The organism is Bradyrhizobium sp. GW821-FHT13H05, from assembly GCF_058804065.1.
On record NZ_JBXAPO010000006.1, the window covers coordinates 164,401 to 183,240 of the forward strand.

General features: G+C 63.3%; 14 protein-coding genes. 9 read left to right on the forward strand and 5 right to left on the reverse strand.

Translation table 11 applies throughout. The annotated features are described in order from the left end of the window. The first annotated feature begins 15 nt into the window (after positions 1-15). The 5 genes from AC1RR3_RS20320 to AC1RR3_RS20340 are packed head-to-tail and all read left to right on the forward strand — an operon-like array spanning position 16 to position 5,756. A complete protein-coding gene (locus tag AC1RR3_RS20320) occupies positions 16-963 on the forward strand; it encodes an ABC transporter permease (protein ID WP_492824883.1) in 948 nt (315 codons plus the stop codon). Continuing rightward, positions 956-1,786: an ABC transporter permease gene (locus AC1RR3_RS20325; RefSeq protein WP_492824884.1), complete on the forward strand. Its 831-nt coding sequence runs from the start codon at positions 956-958 to the stop codon at positions 1,784-1,786. The genes AC1RR3_RS20320 and AC1RR3_RS20325 overlap by 8 nt, the downstream gene beginning before the upstream one ends. Continuing rightward, the gene (gene nikE, locus AC1RR3_RS20330) at positions 1,783-3,357 is read left to right on the forward strand and encodes a nickel ABC transporter ATP-binding protein NikE (RefSeq protein WP_492824885.1); all 1,575 of its coding nucleotides are present in this window, start codon (positions 1,783-1,785) and stop codon (positions 3,355-3,357) included. Before AC1RR3_RS20325 ends, nikE begins: the two co-directional genes overlap by 4 nt. 18 nt (positions 3,358-3,375) lie before the next feature. Beyond that, positions 3,376-4,590 carry a M20 family metallopeptidase gene (locus tag AC1RR3_RS20335; protein ID WP_492824886.1) on the forward strand — a complete coding sequence of 405 codons (1,215 nt, stop codon included), beginning with the start codon at positions 3,376-3,378 and terminating at the stop codon, positions 4,588-4,590. 44 nt (positions 4,591-4,634) lie between these two features. Then, a complete protein-coding gene (locus AC1RR3_RS20340) occupies positions 4,635-5,756 on the forward strand; it encodes a M24 family metallopeptidase (protein ID WP_492824887.1) in 1,122 nt (373 codons plus the stop codon). Positions 5,757-5,795: 39 nt separating this feature from the next. Here AC1RR3_RS20340 and AC1RR3_RS20345 read toward each other — a convergent pair whose 3' ends face one another. Together AC1RR3_RS20345 and AC1RR3_RS20350 are read right to left on the reverse strand one after the other, a co-directional pair. Continuing rightward, a complete protein-coding gene (locus AC1RR3_RS20345) occupies positions 5,796-6,818 on the reverse strand; it encodes a glycoside hydrolase family 5 protein (RefSeq protein ID WP_492824888.1) in 1,023 nt (340 codons plus the stop codon). A gap of 19 nt (positions 6,819-6,837) precedes the next feature. Continuing rightward, positions 6,838-8,124, reverse strand: a complete 1,287-nt coding sequence (locus AC1RR3_RS20350) for an O-antigen ligase family protein (protein WP_492824889.1) — start codon at positions 8,122-8,124, stop codon at positions 6,838-6,840. A 216-nt stretch (positions 8,125-8,340) separates the two neighbouring features. Between AC1RR3_RS20350 and AC1RR3_RS20355 the strand changes: the two genes are divergently transcribed. After that, the gene (locus AC1RR3_RS20355; protein ID WP_492824890.1) at positions 8,341-9,477 is read left to right on the forward strand and encodes a GNAT family N-acetyltransferase; all 1,137 of its coding nucleotides are present in this window, start codon (positions 8,341-8,343) and stop codon (positions 9,475-9,477) included. A gap of 29 nt (positions 9,478-9,506) precedes the next feature. On the opposite strand, the gene AC1RR3_RS20360 is transcribed toward AC1RR3_RS20355, so the two are convergent. After that, entirely contained in the window at positions 9,507-10,730 is a 1,224-nt protein-coding gene (locus AC1RR3_RS20360) for an FAD-dependent oxidoreductase (protein ID WP_492824891.1), read from the reverse strand. Between the two features lie 437 nt (positions 10,731-11,167). On the opposite strand from AC1RR3_RS20360, the gene AC1RR3_RS20365 reads away from it, so the two are divergent. Further along, positions 11,168-12,514 (forward strand): lipopolysaccharide biosynthesis protein, encoded by a 1,347-nt coding sequence (locus AC1RR3_RS20365; RefSeq protein ID WP_492824892.1) that lies wholly within the window; start codon positions 11,168-11,170, stop codon positions 12,512-12,514. A gap of 7 nt (positions 12,515-12,521) precedes the next feature. On the opposite strand, the gene AC1RR3_RS20370 is transcribed toward AC1RR3_RS20365, so the two are convergent. Then, the gene (locus tag AC1RR3_RS20370) at positions 12,522-14,627 is read right to left on the reverse strand and encodes a lipopolysaccharide biosynthesis protein (RefSeq protein WP_492824894.1); all 2,106 of its coding nucleotides are present in this window, start codon (positions 14,625-14,627) and stop codon (positions 12,522-12,524) included. A 278-nt stretch (positions 14,628-14,905) separates the two neighbouring features. Here AC1RR3_RS20370 and AC1RR3_RS20375 point away from each other — a divergent pair, with 278 nt between their 5' ends. Together AC1RR3_RS20375 and AC1RR3_RS20380 are read left to right on the forward strand one after the other, a co-directional pair. Beyond that, on the forward strand, positions 14,906-16,096 hold the full coding sequence (locus AC1RR3_RS20375; RefSeq protein ID WP_492824895.1) for a glycosyltransferase family 4 protein: 1,191 nt from the start codon (positions 14,906-14,908) through the stop codon (positions 16,094-16,096). A 29-nt stretch (positions 16,097-16,125) separates the two neighbouring features. Next, the gene (locus AC1RR3_RS20380) at positions 16,126-17,661 is read left to right on the forward strand and encodes a glucosamine inositolphosphorylceramide transferase family protein (RefSeq protein ID WP_492824896.1); all 1,536 of its coding nucleotides are present in this window, start codon (positions 16,126-16,128) and stop codon (positions 17,659-17,661) included. A gap of 147 nt (positions 17,662-17,808) precedes the next feature. On the opposite strand, the gene AC1RR3_RS20385 is transcribed toward AC1RR3_RS20380, so the two are convergent. Further along, a complete protein-coding gene (locus AC1RR3_RS20385; protein WP_492824897.1) occupies positions 17,809-18,732 on the reverse strand; it encodes a LysR family transcriptional regulator in 924 nt (307 codons plus the stop codon). Positions 18,733-18,840 lie beyond the last annotated feature (108 nt).

Consider the following 18,840-nt stretch of genomic DNA (forward strand, 5'->3'; position numbering starts at 1 on the left):
CGCCGGAGACATCGGGTGTCACTCACCTGGCTTGCGCGCCGTCTGCTGCTGATGGCCTACACCGTCATCGTGGTCTCGATGCTGGTGTTCGCCATTACGCAGATTCTGCCGGCCGACGCGGCCCAGTCGCTGCTTGGTGAGAACGCAACGCCGGAGATGCTGGCCGCGCTCAGGGCAAGGCTCGGGCTCGGCGATCCGGCCTGGCAGCAATATCTGCGCTGGGCCGGCCACGTCTTCAGCGGCGATTTCGGCATCTCGATGCGGACGAGCCGGCCCGTCGGTCCGGATATGCTGACGGCGCTGTCGCGCTCGCTGCTGCTCGCGGCGGCGTCGATCCTCGTCACGCTCGTCGTCGCCGTGCCGCTCGGCGTGGTGGCGGCTCTGCGGCAAGGCAAGCTCACGGACACCGGCGTCAGTCTCATCGCCTATCTCGGGGTCTCACTGCCCGAATTCGTCACCGCAACGCTGCTTGCGCTGCTGCTGGCCGACACGCTGCATTGGCTGCCGGCAACCGGCTACGTCTCGCTACTGGAGGATTTCGGCGACGGCATCCGTCATCTGGCACTGCCGGTCCTGACCATCTCGGTGATCCTCATCGCTCACGTGATGCGCATGATGCGCTCCGAGACGCTCGATGTACTGAAATCGGACTACATCCGCGCCGCACGTCTGAAGGGCTTGCCGGAACGTACCGTGCTGTTCCGCCACGCGCTCCGCAACGCGCTGCTGCCGGTGGTGACGATCATCGCATTGGATGTCGGCTATCTGCTCGGCGGCATCATCGTGATCGAGGAGATTTTTGCCATTCCCGGGATCGGGCGCGCGTTGATGGTTGCCATCACCACGCGCGATCTGCCATCGATCCAGGCAGGCGCATTGATCATGGCGGTCACCTACGCCATCACCAACACGCTTGCCGATATGGCCTACGCCCTTCTCGACCGGCGGATCCGCTATGACTGATCTGTTCATCCGCCTGATCCGGAGACCGCAGGGGCTCGTCGGCGTCACGCTGCTGGCGCTCATTGCCATTGCCTGTCTGTTCGGGCCGGCGCTCGCACCGTACGCGCCGGAGAAGATCGACTTTCTCGGCCGGTTTCGCGCACCCGGTTGGCAGAACTGGCTTGGCGCGGATCAATTCGGCCGCGACATCCTGAGCCGCCTGATGGTCGGCGCGCGTTCGACCGTACCGATGGCACTGATCGCGACCCTGGCCGGCAGCGCAGCTGGCGCGATCATCGGCGTCGGCTCGGCCTATCTCGGCGGCCGGACCGACGAGGCCATCATGCGCACCAACGATGCCGTGATGGCGATCCCGGGCCTTCTGATGGCCCTGCTCCTGGTCTCGACGCTGGGCAACGGCGCCGGCAACGCCGTCGTCGCCATCGCGGTCGCCTTTGCACCTGGCATGGCGCGCATCACCCGCTCGGTCGCGCTCAACATACGCAATCAGGACTATGTCAAGGCGGCCATCGCGCGCGGCGAAGGCGCGGCGTGGATCATCTTCCGCGAGATGCTGCCCAATGTGATGGCGCCGATCGTGATCGAATCCACCATCCGCGTATCCTTCGCCGTCATGCTGTTCGCAACGCTCAGCTTCCTTGGCGTCGGCGCCCAGCCACCTGCATCCGAATGGGGGCTCATGGTGGCGGATGCCCGCCAATATATGTACCAGGCGCCGTGGGGTCTGATCGCACCGTCCGCAGCGATCGCGCTCACCGCCATCGCCTTCAACCTCCTGGGCGACGGCCTTCGCGACGCTCTCAATCCGAAGGATGAGCGGTGACCCCGGCGCTGGCCATCAGGAACTATACGCTCGACTATGTGACGGCCGCCGGACCGGTGCGCGTGCTGCACGACATTTCGCTGGAGGTCAGGCCGGGCGAGGTGCTGGGCCTCGTCGGGGAATCCGGCTCCGGCAAGAGCTCGCTCGCATGGGCGCTGATGCGCCATTTGCCCGACAATGCCCGCGAAATCTCAGGCTCCCTGCTCCTCGGCGACACCGACCTCCAAAGCCTGAGCCCCAAGGAACTGACCAATATCCGGGGACGCCGCCTCGGCATGGTGTTCCAGGATCCGTCGACCGCGCTCAACCCGACGCTCACCATCGGTCGGCAGGTGACGGAGACGCTGATCCAGCATCGCGGCCTCGGCCAACGCGAAGCGAATGCACTCGCCATCGACCTGCTTGGTCATGTCGAGCTGCGCGACCCCGCTGCGATTATGCGGCGCTATCCACACGAGATCTCCGGCGGCGAGAAGCAGCGCGTCATCATTGCCACGGCGTTCGGTTGCCGCCCTGACGTCATTCTTTTCGACGAGCCGACCACGGCACTCGACGTCATCACCGGCGCCCGCATCCTCGAACTGTTTGCCCGGCTGCGCGAGGAAACCGGCGTTGCCGCGCTCTATATCTCCCATGATCTTGCGCTCGTGACCCGGGTTGCCGACCGGGTCGCAGTGCTGAAACGCGGCCATCTGGTGGAGCAGGCCCCAGCAGCTGATATCTTCCGCGCGCCACGCCATGCCGATACGCAGGCCCTCGTCCAGGCCGTGCCGAGGCCGGAACGGCGCCTCGTTCACGACAAGTCAGGCGACGACGTTCTTCTCGCGGCCTCAGACATCGAAGTTCACTACGGCCGAGCCAGCCTGTTCGGCCATGCACCGCCGCCTGCGACCAAACGCGTCGGCCTCGACGTGCGGACCGGAGAGATTCTCGGCCTCGTCGGCGAATCCGGATCGGGCAAATCCTCAGTCGCACGCGCGCTCACCGGCCTCGCACGCTTCTCGGGGAATGTCCGCTTCAACAATCGTGTGATCACGGGCGCGCGCGACATGAACGCGGCCTATCGCCGCGACGTGCAGATCATCTTCCAGCATCCAGATGCCTCGCTCAATCCGCGTCAGAAGATCAGTGAAATCCTGTCGCGTCCCCTGAAGCTTTATGGCGGCAATGCGGCCGAGATTTCCCGCCTTCTCGAGCAGGTTCGCCTGCCCGCTTCCTATGCCGGTCGCTGGCCGCACCAGCTTTCGGGCGGCGAGAAGCAGCGCGTCGCCATTGCACGGGCCTTTGCCGCACGGCCGAAGCTCGTGATCTGCGACGAGATCACCGCGCCGCTGGATGTTTCCGTGCAGGCGCAGATCATCGAACTGCTGCTGGCGCTGCGCGCCGCGACCGGAACGGCCTTTCTCTTCATCACCCACGATCTCAACCTTATCCGTCAAATCGCTCACCGCATCGCCGTGATGCGCCAGGGCGAAATGGTCGACCTGTTGCCGATCGAGGATTTCGACGCGGATCACGTTCATCCCTATACAAGCGAACTGATGGCCGCCTCCCCCGTGCCGGTCGGCTGACGACAAGGAATTACTGCCATGGATCACGATAAGCTTCTCGCCCGGATCGACGTGCCCGCTGCCCTCGACCTGCTGTCACGCATGGTGCAGCACAAGAGCTACTCCAAATCGGACGGCGAGAAGCAGCTCGCCTCCTACATGGCCGGCCGCATGCGTGAGATCGGCCTCGACACCGAGCTCTCGCCGTTCGGCAATGAGGGCCGGGTCAATGCGGTCGGCCGCTGGCAAGGTACGGGCGGCGGCAAGAGCCTGATGTTCAACGGCCATCTCGACACCAACCCGGTGACCGAGGGCTGGACCGTCGATCCCTGGGCGGGCAAGGTTGACGACGCCTTCATCTATGGCATCGGCGTCTCCAACATGAAGGCCGGCGACGCGGCCTATTTCTGTGCGGTGAAGACACTGATCGACGCCGGCGTTAGACTCCGGGGCGACGTCATCCTCACCTACGTCGTTGGCGAGCTGCAGGGCGGGGTCGGCACCTACTCGCTGGTCGAACAGGGGCTCCGCGCCGACTATTTCATCAATTCAGAGCCGACCGATCTGAAGGCGATGACCATGCACGCCGCAGCGTTCATGTTCATCATTGAGCTGACCGGCAATACCCGCCATCTGTCCAAGCGCGAAGAGGCCGTCGATACGATCACGGCGGCGTGCGATCTCATTCCGCGCCTCAATGCGATGAAGTTCTCGGGCGCACTCTCGCCGGAACATGAACGGATCAATCGCGTCCATGTCGGCGTCGTCCACGGTGCGCTCGGGCGCGAGCTGCACGAATGGCGTACGCCCCAGGTCGCGGATTTCCTGCGGATCAAGGGCTCGGGCCGCTATGCACCGGGACAGACCGAGTCCGGCGCGATGGCGGACATGCGCCGCGAGCTCGATGCGCTTGAAGCACGTTTTCCCGGGCTCAAGGCCGAAATCATGTCGGAGGACCGCGCCGGCGTGCCGACCATGCCGCCATTCGAGGTGGCACGCACCAGCCCGATCGTCGCGGCTGTCAACCGCGCCTATCGCGCGGTGCGCGGCGAGGAGCAGCCGACGGGCGCCGTTGCGCCGAGCTGCTTCTACGGCACAGACGCCGGTCATCTGCATTATTTCGGCGGGATGGAAGGCGTCGTCTGCGGCCCCGGCGGCCGCTACAACACCATGCCCGACGAGCGGGTCGACATCGTCGACTTCGTCGACATGATCCGCATCTACATGCTCGCCATCCTGGAGATTTGCGCCTAGGCGCGCTCGAAAGCGCGCATCTGCTCCCTTGAGGATGAAAGACGATGTTGTTTCCGATCGACGAATATGACGCACGCGTCAAGCGCGTCCGCGAGCGGATGGCAGCTCGCAATCTCGATGTCCTGATCATCGACCAGAGCGAGTTCCTCGGCTATCTCACCGGCTTCCTGATCTCCGAGAACATGTATCGGGCCTGCCTGCTGCCGCGCGATGGCGAGCCGATCATGATCCTTCGCGCCGTCGACCTCGGCCCGTTCACCGAGAGCTCGTGGCTGTCGCGCTCCGTCGCCTTCGCCGATTGGGAAGACCCGATCAAGGTACTGGCCGACACCATCCGCAGCCTCGGCTGCGCGAAGGGCCGCGTCGGACTGGATGAAGACTCCTATTGCATGCCCCTCTCGCGCTTCAAGCACCTGTCGGCGCAACTGCCGGAAGCGCGCTTTGCCGACTTCTCCGGCGTGATGGCCGAGCTCCGCGCCAGGAAGAGCGCAAGGGAGATCGCCGTGCTTCGGCGCGCCGCAGGGATCGGTGACCTCGGCATTGAAGCCGCTGTGAAAGCATCCGGTGAAGGCCGATCGGCCCGCGACGCAGCTGCGGCCGTCTATCAAGTGTTCATGCAGGAAGGCGCCGACGCGGCGCGCGCGGGCATCATTACCGCCGGTGTCGGCAACGCCTTCTTGCACGGCGGGCTGACCAGCGCGCCACTCGCCGAAGGCGACATCCTGCATATGGAGCTGTTGCCCTATATCGACGGCTACAGCGCCCGCCTGATGCGATCGGCCGTGATCGGAGAGATCGATCCGCGTCGGTCGCAGCTCGCCCGCCGCCTGATCGAGATCCAGGACAGGCAGTTCGATGCGATGAAACCGGGAGCCAGCGCCGCCGACGTCGACGCATTGGCAAGAAACGCCATGCTCGCTGATGGCCTGAGGCCCGACTATCCCAACATCACCGGCTATTCGCTTGGCTGCTATCCGGCCCACACACCGCGCACCAGCGACTTCTCGCGCATCTTCCTGCCCACCGCGGACTGGACGCTCGAAGAGGACATGGTGTTCCACATGTATGTTTCGGCCGACGGTCTCGCGCTGAGCGAGACCGTGCTGATTACGGCAACCGGACACGAGTGCCTGACGCGTGCGCCGCGGCGGTTGTTTCAGGTCTAGCTAGCGCACCGAGACCTCGTCCTTTCGACAGCCGCGATATCAACGCGGCGGGATCAGGGCACGCAGGACATCCGGCTTCCAGGCCTGTCTTGCGCTGTCGAAGGCTGCGAAATCATGGTCGAACTGCCAATAGGCCCATGACCAGCCGAGCCGGTCGGCGCTTCTCGCCACGAACGACAAATATCTCTGGCGGCTCTCGGATGGCGCACGCTCGTACACCCCGAACTCACCGAGATAGATGGAGCGCTTCTCCTTCTCGGCCCAGAGACTCATCTTCTTGAAGTCGGCCGCAGCCTTCGCTTCGTCGTCCGGACTGCCCCAATCCAGCGGCCCGATCCGCGAAAACGTCCGCGACCACGGTGCACCTTGATGCGTGAATTTTATCGGCGCGTAATAGTGAAACGTGACGATAAGGTTCCTATCATCAGCGGGGAGAACCAGCGCGTCGACAGGGATGTCATCCGTGTTGAGAACGGCGGCAATGACCGACCGCCCGGGATTGGTGCGACGGATGATTTCAAGGCATTCGTTGAGAAGTGAATTCCAGTCGGCGGACGTCATTTGTCCGCCGGGCTCATTCAAGATTTCGAAGACCAGCGCCGGATATTTTCCGGCGTAGCGTTCGGCGATCTGACGCCAGAACGCCCTGAGCTTTTCGGCACAACCGGCAACGTCGCGCTGACAAAGGTGCGTGTCGTGCTCGTCAACGATCGGAATGAGGTTCCGCGCAAGAACTTCCTCGATGACGGCATCAAGTCGCCTCAGGACGATCTCGTCGAGTACATTCCCGGCGCCCATGAACTTGAAGCCGAAGAAATTGATCCTGACATGCGAGAACCCGGCGCGCTTGATGGCCGTCAGATTGTCCAGGCGAAATGGCGCGTTCTGACCACCTTCCCAGATCCCGTCATAGCCGAGAATATTGATGCCGCGCCCCAATTTCAGCACGTCACGCGAAGCGCCCTGCTCTGCCCCATGGGCAAACGAGAACAGCGACGCCAGGAAGAATGCCGCGGCCGCGAGACTGAGGCTTATCGGCCAGCGAGCACAAATCGCGGTCATCTTGCTTCCATTCCAGAGACTAGAAATCGGCCCGCGGCACCGGTCTGCACGTCGCGAAGAAGAACGCCGCCAGAAGCACCGACGTGAACGTCGTCGAGCGAAGGAACATCGTCTCCGTAAAATTGGTCTGAAAGCTGAGGACGACAAATCCGATGATGAGCGCGCAGTGCGCCCGGTCGATCGCTCGGGCGGAAATCAGGTGGAGAATCTTGTTCGAGAACAAAAGGACGCTTCCGGCAAACAGCACATAGCCTAGAAATCCGGTTTCGATCAGGATCGCGATGTAGCCGCTGTGGTAATTGTCGAGCACCCAGCCATGGTTCTGCTCGAAATAATCGTAAATCGACGGAATCGTCCAGAAGCCGTTGATCCCGAAGCCGAGCAGCGGCGCGTCGTCGAAATGGCTGATGGCGTAGTGCCAGATGAACGTCCGCTCGGTCAAATCAATGGTCGCATCGCCGACATGGATCGCGTCATAGCCCGTCGTGTAGAAGTAAAGGATCAGCGCGGCGGCCAGCAAGCACATGACGAACGGCAGGACCGCATAGAGTCGCATACAGGTGATCGACCACATCGAGGTCACGAGCAGGGCACAGGCGACCAGGGCAACAGCACCGGCACCTCGCGATTCCGACGCAAGGACGCATGTTGACGCCAGCAGGAACATCACGAGGAAAGTCAGCCACCCCTGCCCCCTCAGCTTCAGATAGCAGGCGAAGAACATCAGATAGGCGCCGACGAAACCGAGGCTCTGCTTCGATTCATATACGCCTTGCCATTGACCATTGTGCATCCAGCTATGGTCTATCCCGATATCGGGCGCGGCAAGCGCACAGAAGGCCGACGCGGCGACCAATATGAAGAGCCCAAAGGCCGTGGCCCTGATGACCACGTCCATGTCGATGCGTGTGATCAGGCAGAATGCACCGAAGGTCGTCATCGCGAGCGCCGCGCTCTTCATGATCGCTGCGGCATTCAGGCTGGTCCAGAACACGGAGATGACGGCGAGAGTGTAAAACGCGACCAGCACGGTCAGATCGGGGTTGAACTGCAGCCGCAGGCACGGACGCACGAAGGCACTTGCGTAGATGAGCACGCTCCACATCAGGATCGCGACGGCCTGTTGCAGATAGGTCAGCTCCGCCGGCAGCAATGCGGAGTTGAAGGTACCCATCGACACAATGACGTTGATGGTGATCGAACAGCCGATCGCAGCCCGGGCAATCTTCTCGACGCCAACGCTGCGCGTCTTCCAGATCGCGCTCTCGGGTGCCCCGGAATCCACCTCGGTCTGCAGGCTGGCCATGAACTGACCTTCCTTAAACGCGGTTAATTATTTGCTAGCGCGGATTGGACGCCCCACGCGGCTGCCAAATCTTAAGAGTTCGGTAACGATATGAGCCTGGCTCAATGCATTAGTCCAAATCGGACCCCGTCGGTATCTCGCTCCTCACTCCCCTGCTATAAAACCTCGGCTCCGGCTCGATCGGCATTCCCGACTATGTGATTTCCCTGGTTACGCATGAAAACGCCCAGCAACACGTTCGATATCGCCGTCGAGCCGGCATTCGACTTCCTGTCCCCGGAATATGCAGAGTTGTTCGACGGCTCGGCCGCCACCGCGTTCCAGCATCCGCTCTGGCTGCATAGCCTTTACACGAGGCTCGCGTCTCATGTCGGGGCAACCCCTCTGGTTGTCGTGGCGCGCCACCGCGCGACGGGTGCCCCTGCGATGGTACTGCCCTTGCTCCGGATCCGGCGTGGTCCGGTGCGGACTGTCGAATTCGCCGACCTCCGCGTCTCCGATTATCTGGCGCCGGTTTGCAGCACGAAGGTGTTTGCCGATTTGCTTGGGGACACGGATGCATGTGAGGAGATTCGCCACCTCATCCGCCCCTTCGACCTGATCCGAATGACCAAGCTGCCGGACGGGCGGCTTCCGATCGAGAACCTTCTGGCCGCGCCCCGCCGCCTAGCGATGGACACGAACGCATACGCGACCGTTCTGGTTGCTCCGTTCGAACAATGGCGGACCAGCGCACTGGATCGCTCCTATCAGAAGGAGCTCGCAAAGAAATATCGACAGCTCCAGAAGAAGGGCGCGCTGAGCTTCTCATGCTGCGATGACAGCGCCGCCGTCCTCGACGCACTCGACGTGATGAGGAGGTTCCGCGGTCCGCGCTTTCGGTCGCAAGGCGACGGAGACCTGCTCCAGCGTCCCGAATATTACGACTTCTATTCCGACGTGGCGGTGCGCGGCCTCGGCTCCCTCGTTCGGCTCTATGCCATGAAGATGGATGGCCAGGTGATCGCCGCCGTGCTCGGATTGCGCCATCGTGACAGCTTCCTCGTCATCATGAGTGCCTTCGATATTGACGGGTACAAGAGCCAGTCCCTGGGCGCGTTGATGTTCGAGCAGGTGGCGAGGGATTGCATCGAGCGCGGCGACCAGATGCTCGATTTCACCATCGGTGACGAGCCGTACAAGAAATTGTTCGGCGCGCAGCCTTCGCCGATGTGGGCGGTCACGCAGGCCGGCAGCACCACCGGCGCCATATCCCTGTTCGCACTGAAGCAGGCGCCATGGCTCAAACTGGCGGCCAAGCGGATATCGGAGTTCCGGCTCTCGCCGACCCGCACGTCAACGCCCACCAGCTGACCGCTGCGATGCGCCGCCGGGCGCAGCACTCAGGCCCGCAGCGCGCTTCGGACCTGCGCGAGCCAACCTGGCCGCATTTGATCGACCCGATGGGTGATATGACGCCGCAGGAAATGCAGCCGTCGCCGCATGTCCCAGCTGATGTCGTCGCGGGACGTCAGGGCCTGGCGGAAGCGAGCCATCTTCAGCGATTGCTGGTCTGCCGCGATCTTGTCGGGGTCCGAATAGAATTGCGATATCTTCTCAGTGCCCATGCCCGCAGTTGCAAGCCAGCGCGGCGCATATTCGTTGCAGAGGCGCTCGACATCCACCAACAGGCGGGCAACACCGGTTCCTGCAGCGGGACAATTGGTTTGAAACGCATCGCCGATCAGCACGATTCCGGGCTGGAGGTGTCCTTCGACGACGGACAGGTCCATCACCCAATTCTGCACCCGGTCGGTCACGCGGAAATCGCCGAGAAAGGGCTGCAATCCCGGCAACAACCGCAGCAGTGTCGCTTCCGTGTCGCGACGCAGATCGCGCATGACCGGATCGGTCGGGTCGCGAAACATGAAGAGATTTGCCCGCATGCCGGCACGCACCGGAAACAGGCTGAGATAGTCGACGCCATCTGCCGTGCGCTCGCCGTAGCAGGTCAACGCCTCGAAATCGAAGGGTGCGCCATTCCGGCGGACAATCGTGAAACCGAACGAAACCGAATGGCGCTCGGCCAGTACATGCCGCTTGATGCCGAGCTTGTAGCCGAGCGCTCCGGCCATGCCCGTAGCCAGCACGACAAGGCGCGCGTCGAGGCGCCTTCCGGACGCAAGTTCGAGATGCTGGATATCATCGCTACCGCCGATCGCGGTGACTTCGTCGACGATCAGGCTGGACAGATCGGGCAGCTGGCTGCGCGCCATGGCCACGAGATCGGCATAGGGGAGCCCGTAGGCCTGGCCGACGCTGACGTCGACCACCTTGCCCTCCCTGACATTGAGCACGCGGTCATATCGGCAACCGGCGCTCACAAGACCATCGACAAAGCCGAGCTTGCGGAACATCTCCAGTTGATGGCCGCCGATCTTCTCGACCCGAAACTCGTCCGGATGGACCGCGCGCTTGTCGACGAGCGCGACGCGGTGCCCTGCCCGCGCAAGGACCGACGCCGCAAACGAACCCGCAAGGCCGCCGCCGACAATCGCGATGTCCGCGAAGATCGCTGCGGCCCCGGCTGCGGCGATCGGATCGGTCGCGGTGCTATCCGCTGTCATGGTCCAGGCTCCCACGGTCAATGGTGGTTCCATGTGCAATTATCCCGCCTGATGTCGCATCCCAGAACCGAATGCGATCATTTCCGGCGATCGAGGTTAATGAATCCGACAGCCGATCTGGCGAGGCGATGACCCGGCACGCGTCTTGCTCAGAATGGTCGACGAGGACGGGGGCTTCTGCAATGCCGTGATGGAATGCATGACTGCGCCTTGTCAGAACGGCATTACGCCGCTGTCCGATAGAGCCGGCCTTTGCTCGATCTGGGACAACCCGAACGAAGGTGTTTCATCGTGACGCAGCGAGCCTACCACCGATCCCGGCCGCGGCCGACAGGCCTCCGAAGGCCCCCCATTAACACTCGTGATTTTCTGGCATGCTAGGTTATCGACGATATCGAAACGTGTGTCCTCAGGGGAGAGTTGCCCCTTAAATTTCCATGATCGATTCCATCATCCAGTTCATGCGGCGCGACGTGACGCGCGGTGTTGCCGGGACCATCCTCCTCAAGGTTGGGAGCGGCGCGCTTGCATTTGCGTTGTTCTCGCTGGCGGCACGGACGATGTCGCCCGATGGTTTCGGCATCTTTGCGACCTGGCTTTCGGTTGCCCAGATCGCAGCGGTGGTGGGACTGGTCGGCCAGGAATCGCTTCTGGTACGATTCCTGAACGAGTATCACGTCGGAGACAGGCCCGATCTCATCAAAGGTGTTCTCCTGTCGAGCTTCAAGCTCGCTTCCGCCGCGATGCTGATCGCGATCGGTGCAGTCGCATTGGCCGCGAGCTTGAGGGGCGATTGGTGGCTGCTGATCCTCGCGGTGTCGGCTTACACCGCCGTAAATGCCGGATTGATGCTTGGCAGCCAGATCGCGCGCTCGCTCGTCAGTATTCTCATGGGCGAAGGAAACCGCGAGTTCTTCTGGCGGGTCATCGTCGTCCTGTTTCTGCTCGCCATGTTGTTCGGTCATCGGCAGCTCGATCCCGCCGAGTTGATCGCCGTGATGACGATCGCGATGTCGGTGGGCCTCGGCGCCCAGATCATTGCGATCGTGCGCGCGCTGCCCGACTTCCATGCCACGCCCGCGCGTTCCGAGACCTCGCGCTGGCGATCGAGCGCGCTTCATTTCTGGGTCGCCTCCATCCTGGAGGCGGCAAACCAGTATTTCGACGTCATCCTGGTCTACTGGTTGCTGGATCCGGCGACCGCCGGAATCTATTTCGCAGCGTCGCGCCTGGCCAACATCTTCGCCATGCTGTCGGCTGCGCTCTACAGTTTCGGCGCGCGCCGGCTTCCTTCGCTGTATTTCAGCAAGAACCACCAAGAGTTCGAGCGGACGTTGCAGCTGATGGCGGAAGTGACTGCGCTTTGCGTCGCCGGCGGCCTCCTCCTGATCTGGGTCGGCAGCCCGTATCTTCTCAACCTGTTCGGGCCTCACTTCGCCGCGCAGCACTGGGTCCTGATCGTGCTTGCCATCGGAACGGCCATTCAGGCGGCGGGTGGCCCATCCGCGGCGATATTGCAGCTCACCGGCCATGAGCGCATCTATGTCCCCGTCGTCGCGGCGAACGTGGCACTGAGGCTGGTCGGATTTCTGGTCCTGATCCCCTGGCTCGGCGTGCTCGGCGCGGCGATCTCGGCGACCGTATCGCTGGCCCTCGCGACCATCGCGCTCAACATCCTCTGCCGGCGGCGGACCGGAGTCGATCCTTCCATTCTGGTGCTGTTGCGCTTCTCGGCATCGAAACGCCGCACCTATGCGGTCCGCGGCGCTGACACGGCCGACTAGCCGTCGATCAGCCGGCCAGGCCCAACACTTCGCCTCGACGCTGGGCCGACGTTGAATCGGCCGGCACACGATTGACGACGATCCCGGTCGGCACGCCGCCGAAGCGGGAGAGCGCAGCCGTTACCCTGCGCATTGCGGCTGAATCGACCGCATCCTCGCGAGCTACCAGCATGACCAGATCGGCGTGAGCGGCCAGCGCCGCCGCCTCAGGCTGCAACGCCAGGGACGTGGCATGGACGACGATGAGATCGAACTCGGAACGGATATCCTCCGCGGGCGACAGCTCGGGCCGCCTACCGGCACTCAGAAGCGCGTCAACACCGGGAAAGCTTGCTGTGGTCGAACCGTCCGCGTGCCCTCTGGCTTCCCCGGCTCCGGCACCGCCGAGGTCCGGCTCGACCCGGATGAGCACGCTCAGCTTTCCCCTGTTCACCGCCCACCGGTTCAGCGATCGTGCGACGGTGTTGCCGCCGGCCCGCTTGCCGACCGACATCACGAGCGCAATCTTGCCCCGCGGTACAGGCGATTTCTCCAGCCTCTCGAGCAGCGGGCGCAGATAAGGACCGAGATCGAGCTCAGCCGTCGTCGCGGACACCGGACCTTGCCAGATGTTTCTGGGCGCATCGCCAGGCACCAGGTCGGGAATACGAGCCCACACGGGCGGACGCGGCCACGCCGGCGCAGGCTGGCGCGGCGCCGGATCGGGGCTGCGAACCTCTTCGACGGCTTTGTTGTCCGACCCGCGTCCCGTGGCGGCAACGACCGCCGTCGATGTCAGCAGCGAGACGATCGCGAGAGCTGCGAGCAGCAAGGGCAGCGGTGGAAGGGTCGAACGCAGAGGTGGGATGGCGGAGGACGCAATCTTGGTCTGCGAACTCTGCAAGAGACGCTGCTCGTTCGTCGTCTTGGAGCGCGAGAGGAACTGCTCGTAGATGTTCCTGTTGGCCTCGGCGTCCCGCTGCAGTTCCTGGAGCTTCACCAGAGCCTGACCGTCGACGAGCAGCTGCGATTCAGCCGCCTTCATCTGGCTCTCCAGCGCCTTCTGCTGATCGCGCTGGGCCTCGTATTCCGACTTGGCTGTGTCGATGCCCTTGCTTCGCTCGACCTCGATCTGCCTGTTGAGATCGTTCAGCTGGCTGTACGACATCACGAGATCGGGATGGCGATCGCCGAACACCGCCCGCTTCTGCGCGATCTGGTCGTTGAGCGCCGAGCGCTGGGCGCGCAGCGCGCTCAGCAGATCCTGCTTGGCGGGCGCCTCGACATTCGCCTTCACGTCACGCTGCGCCTGCTCGTAGCGCGCTTTCGCCTCTTCGGTCCGGGCGCGCGCAGCGGCAACCTGCTGCGACAGCTCGGTCACGCGCAATTGCTGGGTCGTAGCATCCTTGCCCGCGTTGACGATCCTGTGCTCGAGCTTGAACGTGGCAACGGCATCCTCCGACGCCCTCAACCGGTCGTTCAATGTCTTGAGCCGGCCGCCGAGCCAGTCCGCCGCCTCGTCGGTCGCATCGGTGCGGTTGCGAGTCTGGCTTGCGACGAACGCTTCCGCGATCGCATTGGCATAATAAGCCGCTCGCTCTGGCCGGTTCGAGGTGAAACGGATGGCGATGACGTAAGTGAGGCCGCGACGGGAAATATCGAGACGGTTGCGGAATCTCTCAAGCAGCCGCGTCGGGTCGGTATGGCCGCCCGAAATGTCTTCGTCATCCCGAACCTTGAGCTGCTCGATCAGCGGGTTGAGAAAGCCGTCGGACTTCGCCACCTCGACCAGGCTTTGCAGCGCCGCGCTATCCTGCCCGATGCCCGGCAAAACGTCCTGGTCCGCGGTCACGCGTTGTTCGCGGGGATCGACGACGACCAGCGCGGTCGCGGCAAATCGAGCCGGGATCACCACGAGAACGACGACGCCGAGGGCGAAGATCGCAAGAGCAAGGGTCAGGATACGGCGGGCATTGTCCCGCATGAAGGTGAGTGCACCTTTAGCGGTCAGCACGCCGCCAAGACGCGCGGCGGCTCCGCCAGCCTCACCGTTCGACGCACTCCTGGTCTGCCACGACGCGGCGACACCGGTCGATCCGGAACTTATCGGCTCTGCGCCGCGACCGAACGTCATGGACTTTACTCGGATTCAACTGGCGAACACTGTTCAGTGGCCTGTGCCACCGTAAATATCTATGGTTAATCGGCAGTTACCCTCCCTCCGCGCGACGATGACCAATTGGTTAATGCGCACGCGTCACGCAGGCGGGAACTGCTGGAATTTGCCTGTGGCGATGCCCTTCCGAAGCGCGGGGCATTAACTCCGTTTATTGCTAGTCGGTGTCCGCGCGATGCCCGCATGGTAGGTACCGGGTTAAAGAAGGTGAACGTTTCATTAGCAGGTCGGGATCCGTGCTCCATTACCAACCAGGCGCAGAACTGGGCGATGCACCGAAGCTGCCTTCGACCGCAGCATCACTCGCAGGACCAGACAGCGGCGGACCAAGGCCGCACGTGCTGCTCGTGCAAACCCAGGCCGAGAACGCAGGCGCGCAGGAGATCTCGAGGCTGCTCGGCGCCGGTCTGACCGCGCGCGGCTATCGGGTCACCAATCTGTTCTTCTTCCGCAAATCGGAGTCCTTCGACGAGCCGCCGGATACGCTCTACTGCGCGCCGAGCCGGCCGGGAAATCCGTTTGCACTGCTGCGAATGCTGTGGCGGCTCGCGCGTCATATCAGAACCACCAAGCCCGACGCCATTCTGACCTTCCAGCATTTCGGCAACGTCATCGGTGCAGGCACATCGCGCCTCGTTTGCCGCGCACCTGTCGTAGCCAATCAGGTGTCATCCGCGCTGGCGATGAGCTGGCCGGTCCGCACCGCCGATATCATCATGGGCAGCCTCGGCTTCTTCGACTGCATCACGCTCAATTCTCAGGACATGCTGCGCGAATATTCGCGCTATCCCGCCGCCTACCGCTCGCGCATGGTCCATGTCCCGCACGGCTTCGACGACAAGGCGCTCACGCTGTCCAAGGCCACTGCACGAGAGAAATTCAGCCTGCCGCCGGATCGCGTCCTGCTCGGCTGCGCCGCAAGGCTGCATCCGCACAAGCGGCTCGATGCGGCGATACGTCTGTTGCCGGATCAGCCATCCTGGCACCTCGCGCTGGCCGGCCAGGGCGCCGACGAGGCCCGGCTGAGGCGGCTGGCGGATGAGTTGAAAGTCTCAGACAGGTTGCATCTGCTCGGAGATATCCCGCCGCGCCGCATGGCGGACTTTCTCGCTTGTCTCGACGTGTTCGTGTTTCCGACGCAGGCCGAAACCTTTGGTCTGGCCGCAGTCGAGGCCGCGAATGCCGGCGTCCCCTCCGTAGTCACCGATCTTCCCGTGCTGCGCGAGGTGTTGTCATTCGAAGGCAAGCCGACGGCGCTCTTCGTCGATGCCTCCGATCACGCAAAACTGTCGGAGGCCGTTTCCAGGCTGCTGACCGACCAAGCTCTGAGCGACGAGCTGCGACAAAACGCCAGGGGTCTCAAGCTGCGCTATTCGGTAGACGCCATGGTGGAAGAATACGTTCGAATTCTCGGCCAAGTCATTTGACCTGATACGTTGGGATAGATCGGCTCGACATGATCATCGAGTTTCGCTGTGAACGTGAGCATGCGCGGCAGTGGATGAGCCGCGACACGTTGTCGGTCGACGGCCGAGACGTTCCGGTGCAAATCGCATGGACTGAAGCGGCGGAGTCGCGGCCCGCAGGTCTCGACGCACTGTTCGAGCTCGAACGCGTGGTTTTGCGCAAGGGCAAAGCCGGTGGTGCCGACAGGCTGAAGCTCATTCCGGAGCGGACGCACGCTCGCACCAGCGCGGCCGACGTGATCGTCGATTTCACGGGCGCCGCGCGGGACCCCGACTGTTCGGCTCAATTGTATCTCCGCCCGCTGTTCAACGGCGCGGCCGGCGAGAATGCCGCGCTGGCCGCCATCCTTGCCGGCGACCTGCCGATGATCGAGATCGTCAACGAGATCGACGGTGCAGTCCTCGATCGCGGCCACCCCTCCGGAGAGATTGCTGCCGGCCTGAGCGGCGCGCTCGACACGGTCGTGGCACGCACCCTGACCATGGTGGCGGCAATCCTGTCGGGACGGCCGCGCATTGTGCCGCAGCTTTCGCGTCCTGCCGGTGCCACGCACCGCCACGGACCTGTCGGCTATGTCGCGCGCGGCCTCGCCGTGTCGATTGCCAAGGAGATCTACCGCCTCTGCTGCTACGCCCCGCATTGGCACATCGGCTGGCGCTTCAACGATAATGCCGGCGTCTGGCAGACGGGAGATCTTTCCGGACCGGGCTGGAACATCCTCGGCGATCCCGGACACCATTTCTACGCCGATCCCTTTCCCATCACGTGGCGGGGACGGACATTCGTCTTCTTTGAGGATCTCGATCACCGCGTCGGCAAGGGCGTCATCTCGGCGATCGAGTTCGGTGACGCCGGTCCGGTCGGAGACGTCGTGCCCGTGCTGGAAGAGCCCTGGCACCTTTCCTATCCGTTCCTGATCGAGGACGATGGCGAGTTGTGGATGATCCCGGAGAGTTCGCTCCACGGCGACGTCGCCCTCTACAAATGCGTCCGGTTTCCGGACAAATGGGAGCGGCACGCAACGCTGCTCTCGGGCCTCGAACTCGCCGATGTAACGATCACGCGGCACAACGGCCTGCACTATCTGTTTGGCGCCTGGCGCGACGGAACCGGCGGCTATTCGGACTCGCTGGCGATCTACCACGCCGACCACCTTCTCGGCCCGTGGCTGCCCCATGCCAGCAACCCGGTCCTGATCGACCGCGCGAGCACGCGACCCGCGGGGAATTTCGTCACCATCAACGACAGGCTGTGGCGCCCGGTGCAGGATTGCGCCGGGGGATACGGCGCAGCGCTCGGCCTCGCGGAAATTGTCGAGCTGTCGCCGACGACCTTCAAGCAGATCGTCCGCCACTCGCTCAGACCCGGACCGGCATGGCCCGGCAGGAAATTGCACACATTGAACCGCTGCGGCCGGCTCGAGGTGATCGACGGATCGCGCGTTCAACCCAAGACCCGCACTTTCATGAATAAATTTCCATCGGCCGTCATGCCTTCGCGAACCAGTCCATATACCGCCTGCTGACGCGCCAACCGGCGAAGCCAATAAAAATCGGCAAAACAACCCCATGCACAGTAGAACCGCCGCCGGCCCATCGCCGGCAGCGGTTCGGCTCAAGTCGAGATCGGATCTGGCTTAATCGGCCCGCAGGCGCAAAATTCGAGACGGCCCTCACTTCGCCGCGTCAATCCAGATCCCCGGCTCCGAATGCTCGCGGATGTAGGTGACGAGAAAATCGGAAAAGGCCCTGATCTTGGCAGGCAGGCCGGCACGGTTCTGGTAGGCGATGTTCATGGTGAGCAGAGGCAGCTCCCAGTCCGGCAGCACCGGGACGAGACGGCCGGCTGCGATGTCGCTCTGCACGATGTAGAGCGGCTGGATGAGGATGCCGAGACCCGCCAGCGCCGCGCCGCGGATGACCTGGCCGTCATTGCTGTCGAGCGTCGGCGTGATGCGGACCGTCTGCGCGCCATGGCCTTTACGCAGGCGCAGCGAATAGGGATCGTTGGCGAGATTGTAGACCAGCATGTTGTGGCGCGCGAGATCGGCGGGCTGCTCCAGCTCGCCTGCGCCTGCGAGATAGGACGGTGCGGCAGCGAGCACGCGCCGCATCTGGCCGATGCGGCGAACGATGATGTTGGAATCCGGCTCCTGCTCGCGCGTGCGGATCGCGACGTCGATGCCCGCTTCGATGAAATCGGGATAGCGGTTGGCGGTGGTGATCTGCATGTTCAGCTTTGGATAGCGCGCGCGGAAGGCCGGCAGCATCGGCGCCAGATAGATCACCGCAAAGGACAGCGAGCTCGTGACGCGGAGCGTGCCCTGCGGTGACAGCGCGCGATCGCTGACGATGTCCTCGGCTTCCGCCAGCTCGCTCAAGACTCGGCTGGACCGCTCCAGGAGCTCCTGCCCCGCCTCGGTCAGCCACAGCCGCCGCGTGTTGCGCTCGATCAGCCGGACGGCAAGCCGTTCCTCCAGTGCGCTGAGATAGCGGCTCGCGGCCGCATTCGACATGCGCAAGGCCTCCGCGGCCTTGGACAGGCTGCCGAGCTCGGCCGTCTTGGCGAACACCTCCAATTGCAGCAGGCGATCCATTTTTCCACTTTTAGGAAAAGAGACTTACAATTATTGGCCTTTATTTCCGTATCCCGCAAGTCAAAATGGCCGCAACGCACGCAAGATGGTAGGCGAGGAAACAGGGAA